Origin of the sequence: Nostoc favosum CHAB5714, from assembly GCF_020829495.1 — a bacterium.
In the GTDB taxonomy this organism is placed as follows: Bacteria; Cyanobacteriota; Cyanobacteriia; order Cyanobacteriales; family Nostocaceae; genus Nostoc; species Nostoc favosum.
In genome coordinates this window covers 21,650-28,046 of record NZ_JAIVFQ010000087.1, presented here as the reverse complement: position 1 = coordinate 28,046, position 6,397 = coordinate 21,650, and the positions used below count along the sequence as shown (strand labels likewise).

Here is a 6,397-nt window from a genome sequence, read left to right as displayed (position 1 = left end):
GGAGATGAGGGAGATGAGGGAGATGAGGGAGATGAGGGAGATGAGGGAGATGAGGGAGATGAGGGAGATGAGGGAGATGAGGGAGATGAGGGAGATGAGGGAGATGAGGGAGATGAGGGAGATGAGGAGAATATTACTTTTGCTCCCTGCCCCCTGTCCCCTGCTCCCTGCTCCCTGCCCCCTGCCCCCTGCCCCCTGCTCCCTGCCCTCCCCTGCTGTGCTAACCAAGTTACTAGCCAGCCACAAATACCAATGGCTAACCCTAACTGCGTAACATCTACCTTGGCAACAAAAATCGCCCGCACTAGCAGCACTATTAAAGCATAAATAATTACAGTAGCAGGTAAACTAATATTTAAGCGTTGGCGTAGGCGTAGCCCGTCGTAGACATCGCGCCGATCTTCCTCACTAATAGGATTAGGCTGTTGGTAATTGTGATAAACGGTAATAATAGTTGTGCCGATCATTGCCACATAAACGGCAATCAAGGGAAATCCTCTTAATTGCCAACCCCAATGCAAATAACTCAGCCCCAGAATATTTATTAGAGGTAATTTCCCGGTAAGTAAATTGGGAAAAATACTGCGATTTTTGGAGAGTAAAATAGTTATAGCAGTAAGGGTAGGACAGGCGATCGCAACTACAATCCAATCCAAAGGATTTTGCCACAACCGAAAGCTATCCATTGCCCAAAAGTTTACTGGGACTAACAAAAAGGTGACAATCAGCAATGTCTGAGCCGTCAATCTAAGGTTGCTTTGCCTAGTTGCCCAAAAGCTTAATCCCCAGAAACTCAAAGTATAAGCAAATAAAACTCCATACTGTCCAGAAGCCGGAAACCTCTCCCACTGACTTGCAGCCAGTACCCCAGAGGACACCACTACCAAGAACACTCCTAGAAAAAGCAGCCAACGGACACTCAGTTCTGCCCCTAAGGACTGCAACATTGTGCTGATAAAGTTGGGTTTAGCTGGTTTTTGCTGCGGTGATTGTCTACGGTTACTAGATTGTAAAGCTGCTACGGGCAACTGCTGCACTGAATCAGAAGTTACAAAGGCTACCTTTGTTTCAGGTTCAGGCTGGGATTGCAACACCACCGTACACACCAGGAATTCTCGGCATAGCTGCTTGACTTGGGTATCGGATATCAAACCTAAGCGCAGCCATATATCTAGTCCTTCTAATAAATGAGGATGGGAAGATGGCAGTCTGATTTCAAATTTTAGCGGGCGCTCAAGGGGCGATGACATAAGCGGCAGCAGTATAACTATATACTTAATTTTGCATTTAATTAATGTATATTTTGGCTCTAATTGTGCCACTTAGTAGGCTCATTGATTTAATTTTTAACGGAGCGCAAAGTTCAGGTGGATTTTATTATAACGATTCTCATTTGAATGAGGTCAACTAGTAGGGAAAGGACATGGCACATAAGTGTCAACTTAACGTGAAACCCAAGCATATTGCTTTATACCAAGTCCACTCAATTACTAATTATCCCCTCGCAACCCCACCCCACTTTTGTCTAGCGACAAAATCTCCCCTCCCCGTTCACGGGGAGGGGTAAAAATGACTGTGGAATGAAGCTCTCTGACTTAAGTAGACACCAATGGACATGGCATTGCCCATACGAGTGTGTCAACTTACAGCTATTTTCAGGTAAATAGACCACGCGGTAGGGGCACAGCATTGCTGTGCCCTTACAACAGATGTGGTTCAAATACATGATTTCTGCTGTAACGTAAAAGCTATGTCCCGCAAGGAACTGAAGTTACTTTTCTTTACCTTACCTATGCGGGAACCACTATATTTTCCAGAGTAAGTCGTTTATCTGCTGTAATTTGGAGTTATAAATTTTCTCAATTCCAGCTTTTAAGAAGTCAGAGGGACTAAATAAGAATATGTCACTAAAGCCATTAGTAATTTCAGGTAATTGATTTTTCTCTACAATTTGAAATCGCACTTTTGGATCAACTAAGTGACCTAGAATTTGTATTGCTGGAATTATGCTATCATCAGTAATTAAAAGCGGTTTATTACCTTGACTCACCATGTTAGCAACTTTGGGCAATTCTTGGTATTTTTCTGGGAATTTGTTCCACCAAATCTGGGCTTGAGAACTGATCGTACAAGATATGATTCCGCTGATGATTACCATGAACGCTACAAGTGACCAGAGCTTTTTTTGCCAAACTTTACTAGAAATAGACGTGAGTCTAGTGCTAAATAAGTAAGCAACAGCTAACTGTATACCTAAAACTGAGGGAAGTGTATATCGACTAGTAGCGTATCGTTTTTCAAAGACGAAATCCACTATCAGTAAAGGAAGCCCTACAGATCCAATCAAAGTCAAGACAAATAACCAAACTTCCTTAGAGGTTCTTCGACAGAGAACATAAATTGAATAGACTATTAAAGCTAAAATAATTAAAACAAAAGGAATTAAGACAATCTTAAATTTTCCTGGATCGCTAGGGCTAATACCTAAATCCAGGAATGTACGACTAAAGATTCCAGCCCACCTTGTAGCTGACGCAAATAATGTTTGTTTAGCACTTGCCCAACTTACTGTTTCTGGCTGAGGGTTGGTAATAATAATGCAAATCCAAGGTACGAAAGTTATAAACCCCGCAAGCGATGAAATCAGGTAAGAAATCGATGTTTTACTCAATCGAAAGCGTTCGATTGCAATTACATAAATTCCCTGTGCAAAAGCAACCAAGGTAAAAAATATATGAGTATAAAACCCTAATGATAATGTCGCTGCATAAATGCACCAACTAACCTTTGTTTTAAGGCGCATTGCTCGCAGCAGTGCTACGCTCGATATTAAGATGGTTACTATCCATAAACTATATCCTCGTACTTCTTGTGCATACACCACATGAATAGGTGAAACGGCTATCAACGCGATGGCTATCCACCCTACTAGTGAAGACTCAAATAATTCTTGGCATAGCCAATAAATACAAGGAAAAGTAAGCAGACTAATAAATGCCGAAAAACTTCTCGTCACTGCTATAGAATTGCCAAACCACTCTACCCAAAACCGAGTCATCACAATGTATAGTGGCAAAATCTGTGAGTCTTCTAACATAACCCCTTTAATTGTATCAATTACGTTTTTGTCAGGATTTGGATACTGGTATTTATGCAAATCTTCTATGGTGAGCAAACGACCATTACTTAACTGCTCGTTCATTTCCGAATTCATATAGCCAGATATGCGTAATGATGAGAAAACTTCATCGCCCCAATAAAGTTTTTTGTCAATATTAACGAAGCGAAAAAATACACCTATTACTAATAGGATGATAATTAAAAAACGTAGTAAAGATTGAGAAATAAACCAGTTGTTTGAAAATTGCTTTTTCATGTAGTTTTCAATTTCCTCAAAGTCTTAATAAATGGTGGTGTAATTTGATTATCGCCAAAATCGTTTATTAAGAGGCATTTTGCTTCCAATGCTACTTTCAAAGATTTTGCAAGATGCTACAAATATTTTTGGTCAACAGCTAAATTCAGTTTCAGGTTAATCAAAAAATTGCAAATTGTAGATATTGTCACCCACTTTGAGAAGTAGGAATCATTAGATAAAATATTTGTATCCACATTAGAGGCAATTGAAAAATTTGTAGTAGCCTTTTAGTAATGGCAAAAGGAAATTTCTATCTCCAAATATGCTAAAAGACAAAGATTTTAATCAGGATAAAATTCTCTATAAATATTTGAGCTAAAATTTGATTAATATGAGTTTTGAGTTTCAAGGATTTTGCAACTTTTAGCAAAATATGCCATAATTAATACAATGTTTATTTGCCATCGTACAATATAGTATAAATTGAGCTAAATGTAAAATACTTGTGTTAAAAATAAAAAGATTTCATAAAGTTTATATGGAAATACTATAAATACGCCTTTGAGTAAAATTGAAACCAAGCCGAAGATGCTGAGTGTGGTTTATCGAGTAGACTAAGCTAGCGATCGCCCCGTAGCGCAGGTATTTCTGATTCATGGCAAACCTGGCTGATTGCCCCGATGGAAGAGGGCAGGGGGCAGGGGGCAGGGGGCAGGGGGAGAATACTAATGACTAATGACCAATGACTAATGACTAATGACTAATTACCATCTTCCAGTAATAGAATTAATAACGAACCCTTTGTAATGCCTTCAACTATCAAAAGATAGAAGCTCTAGTAGCAGATTTTACCGAATGTCAGTAAATCGAAAATCTGTATCCCAAATAGGCTTGTAGCATATAAAACGCTTGTAAGATTTTTATGACTTCCCGTATTCGCTTTTTGATGTGCCCTCCTGACCACTACGATGTGGACTATGTGATTAATCCTTGGATGGAAGGGAATATTCACAAGTCATCGCGCGATCGCGCCGTGGAACAGTGGCAGGGACTAAACCAGATCCTTAAACAACACGCCATTGTAGACTTAGTACCACCTGAAAAAGGTTGGCCAGATTTGGTTTTTACCGCCAACGCTGGCTTGGTACTGGGGAATAATGTCGTCCTCAGTCGCTTTTTGCACAAAGAACGTCAGGGAGAGGAGCCTTTCTTCAAACAATGGTTTGAGGCCAATGGTTATACAGTCAATGAACTTCCCAAAGATTTGCCCTTTGAGGGAGCAGGGGATGCACTGCTGGATCGAGAAGGACGCTGGTTATGGGCGGGATACGGTTTCCGCTCGGAATTAGATTCTCACCCTTATTTAGCTAAATGGCTGGATATTGAGGTGCTATCCCTGCGACTCATAGACGAACGTTTCTATCACTTGGATACCTGTTTTTGTCCCCTAGCAAATGGCTATTTGCTATACTATCCAGGCGCTTTTGATTCTTACTCCAACCGCTTAATCGAAATGCGAGTCGCACCCGAAAAGCGAATCGCACTTGAAGAGGCTGATGCAGTCAACTTCGCTTGTAATGCGGTGAATGTAGATAGCATCGTCATCATGAACAAGGCGAGTGATGCTTTGAAAACCCGTCTTGCAGATGCAGGTTTCCAAGTGCTGGAAACACCGCTTACCGAATTTCTGAAAGCTGGTGGTGCGGCTAAATGCTTAACTTTGCGGGTAACAGAACCAGTTAGAGATGAAATTCATGCCAATGTCTCGGTAGAAAGCCGTGTCATTCGCATGGAGGGACACTTGCTCGACGCAGGCTTAATTAACCGCGCTTTGGATTTGATTATAGACGCTGGGGGAAGCTTCAAAGTCCTGAATTTTAACTTGGGAGAACAGCGCCAAAGTACCTCAGCCGCCGAGGTTAGGGTATCAGCGCCATCCCATGAGGTGATGGAAGAGATCATTTCCCGGTTGATTGATTTGGGTGCTGTAGATTTACCCCATGATGAGCGAGACGCTATCTTGGAGCCGGTAATCCAAGACGGCGTTGCACCTGATGATTTCTACGTTAGTACAATTTATCCCACTGAAGTCCGAATTAATGGTCAGTGGGTGAAGGTGGAAAATCAACGGATGGATGGCGCGATCGCAATTACCCAAACTGCCAATGGCTTAGTTGCTCGGTGTAAAATACTACGCGATTTAAAAGTTGGCGAACAGGTAATTGTAGACGTTCTAGGTATCCGCACCATCCGCAAAACTGAATCGCGCGAACTACGTAGCACCCAAGAATTCAGCTTTATGTCGGCGGGGGTTTCCAGCGAACGCCGCGTGGAATTGGTTGTTGAGCAAGTAGCTTGGGAATTACGGAAAATCCGCGATGCTGGTGGTAAGGTAGTTGTCACGGCTGGCCCGGTGGTGATTCACACTGGTGGCGGTGAACACTTGGCGCAACTGGTTCGGGAAGGATACGTGCAAGCGTTGCTGGGTGGTAATGCGATCGCTGTTCACGACATCGAGCAAAATATCATGGGCACTTCCTTGGGTGTAGACATGAAGCGGGGTATCGCCGTGCATGGTGGACACCGCCATCACCTGAAGGTAATTAATAGTATCCGCCGTTATGGCAGCATTCCCAAAGCTGTGGAGGCGGGAGCAATTAAAAGTGGCGTAATGTATGAGTGTGTCCACAATAATGTGCCTTTTGTGCTTGCGGGATCGATTCGGGATGACGGGCCTTTGCCTGATACCCTAATGGATTTGATTCAAGCACAGGAGGAATATGCTAAACACCTAGAAGGTGCGGAGATGATTTTGATGCTGTCATCGATGCTGCACTCGATTGGCGTGGGAAATATGACTCCGGCTGGGGTGAAAATGGTGTGTGTGGATATTAATCCAGCTGTGGTGACTAAGTTAAGCGATCGCGGTTCTGTAGAATCGGTGGGTGTGGTGACGGATGTGGGATTATTCTTGAGTCTGTTGATTCAGCAGTTGGATAAGTTGACAAGTCCTTATGTTAATAAGGTAGGTTAGGATAA

Annotated in this window: 3 protein-coding genes and 1 pseudogene; 1 reads left to right on the top strand and 3 read right to left on the bottom strand. The window is 42.3% G+C overall.

What is annotated here, in order from left to right; genetic code table 11:
* The 3 genes and pseudogenes from LC586_RS31855 to LC586_RS40905 all read right to left on the bottom strand — a co-directional run.
* Positions 1 to 1,250, bottom strand: a pseudogene (locus tag LC586_RS31855) (DUF2157 domain-containing protein); the annotation flags it as partial.
* 554 nt (positions 1,251 to 1,804) lie between these two features.
* Positions 1,805 to 3,376 (bottom strand): glycosyltransferase family 39 protein, encoded by a 1,572-nt coding sequence (locus tag LC586_RS31850; RefSeq protein ID WP_229489449.1) that lies wholly within the window; start codon positions 3,374 to 3,376, stop codon positions 1,805 to 1,807.
* Positions 3,377 to 3,892: 516 nt separating this feature from the next.
* Positions 3,893 to 4,015, bottom strand: coding sequence for a hypothetical protein (locus tag LC586_RS40905; protein WP_267921762.1), 123 nt, complete (start codon positions 4,013 to 4,015; stop codon positions 3,893 to 3,895).
* 265 nt (positions 4,016 to 4,280) lie between these two features.
* Here LC586_RS40905 and argZ point away from each other — a divergent pair, with 265 nt between their 5' ends.
* Complete coding sequence (gene argZ, locus LC586_RS31845) at positions 4,281 to 6,392, top strand: bifunctional arginine dihydrolase/ornithine cyclodeaminase (protein WP_229489448.1); 2,112 nt, start codon at positions 4,281 to 4,283, stop codon at positions 6,390 to 6,392.
* Positions 6,393 to 6,397: the final 5 nt, after the last annotated feature.

What these genes read in the sequence shown, in the direction of transcription:
- LC586_RS40905 (WP_267921762.1), bottom strand. Translation starts at nt 4,015, where the DNA reads ATGAATCAGAAATACCTGCGCTACGGGGCGATCGCTAGCTTAGTCTAC.
- argZ (WP_229489448.1), top strand. Translation starts at nt 4,281, where the DNA reads ATGACTTCCCGTATTCGCTTTTTGATGTGCCCTCCTGACCACTACGAT.
- LC586_RS31850 (WP_229489449.1), bottom strand. Translation starts at nt 3,376, where the DNA reads ATGAAAAAGCAATTTTCAAACAACTGGTTTATTTCTCAATCTTTACTA.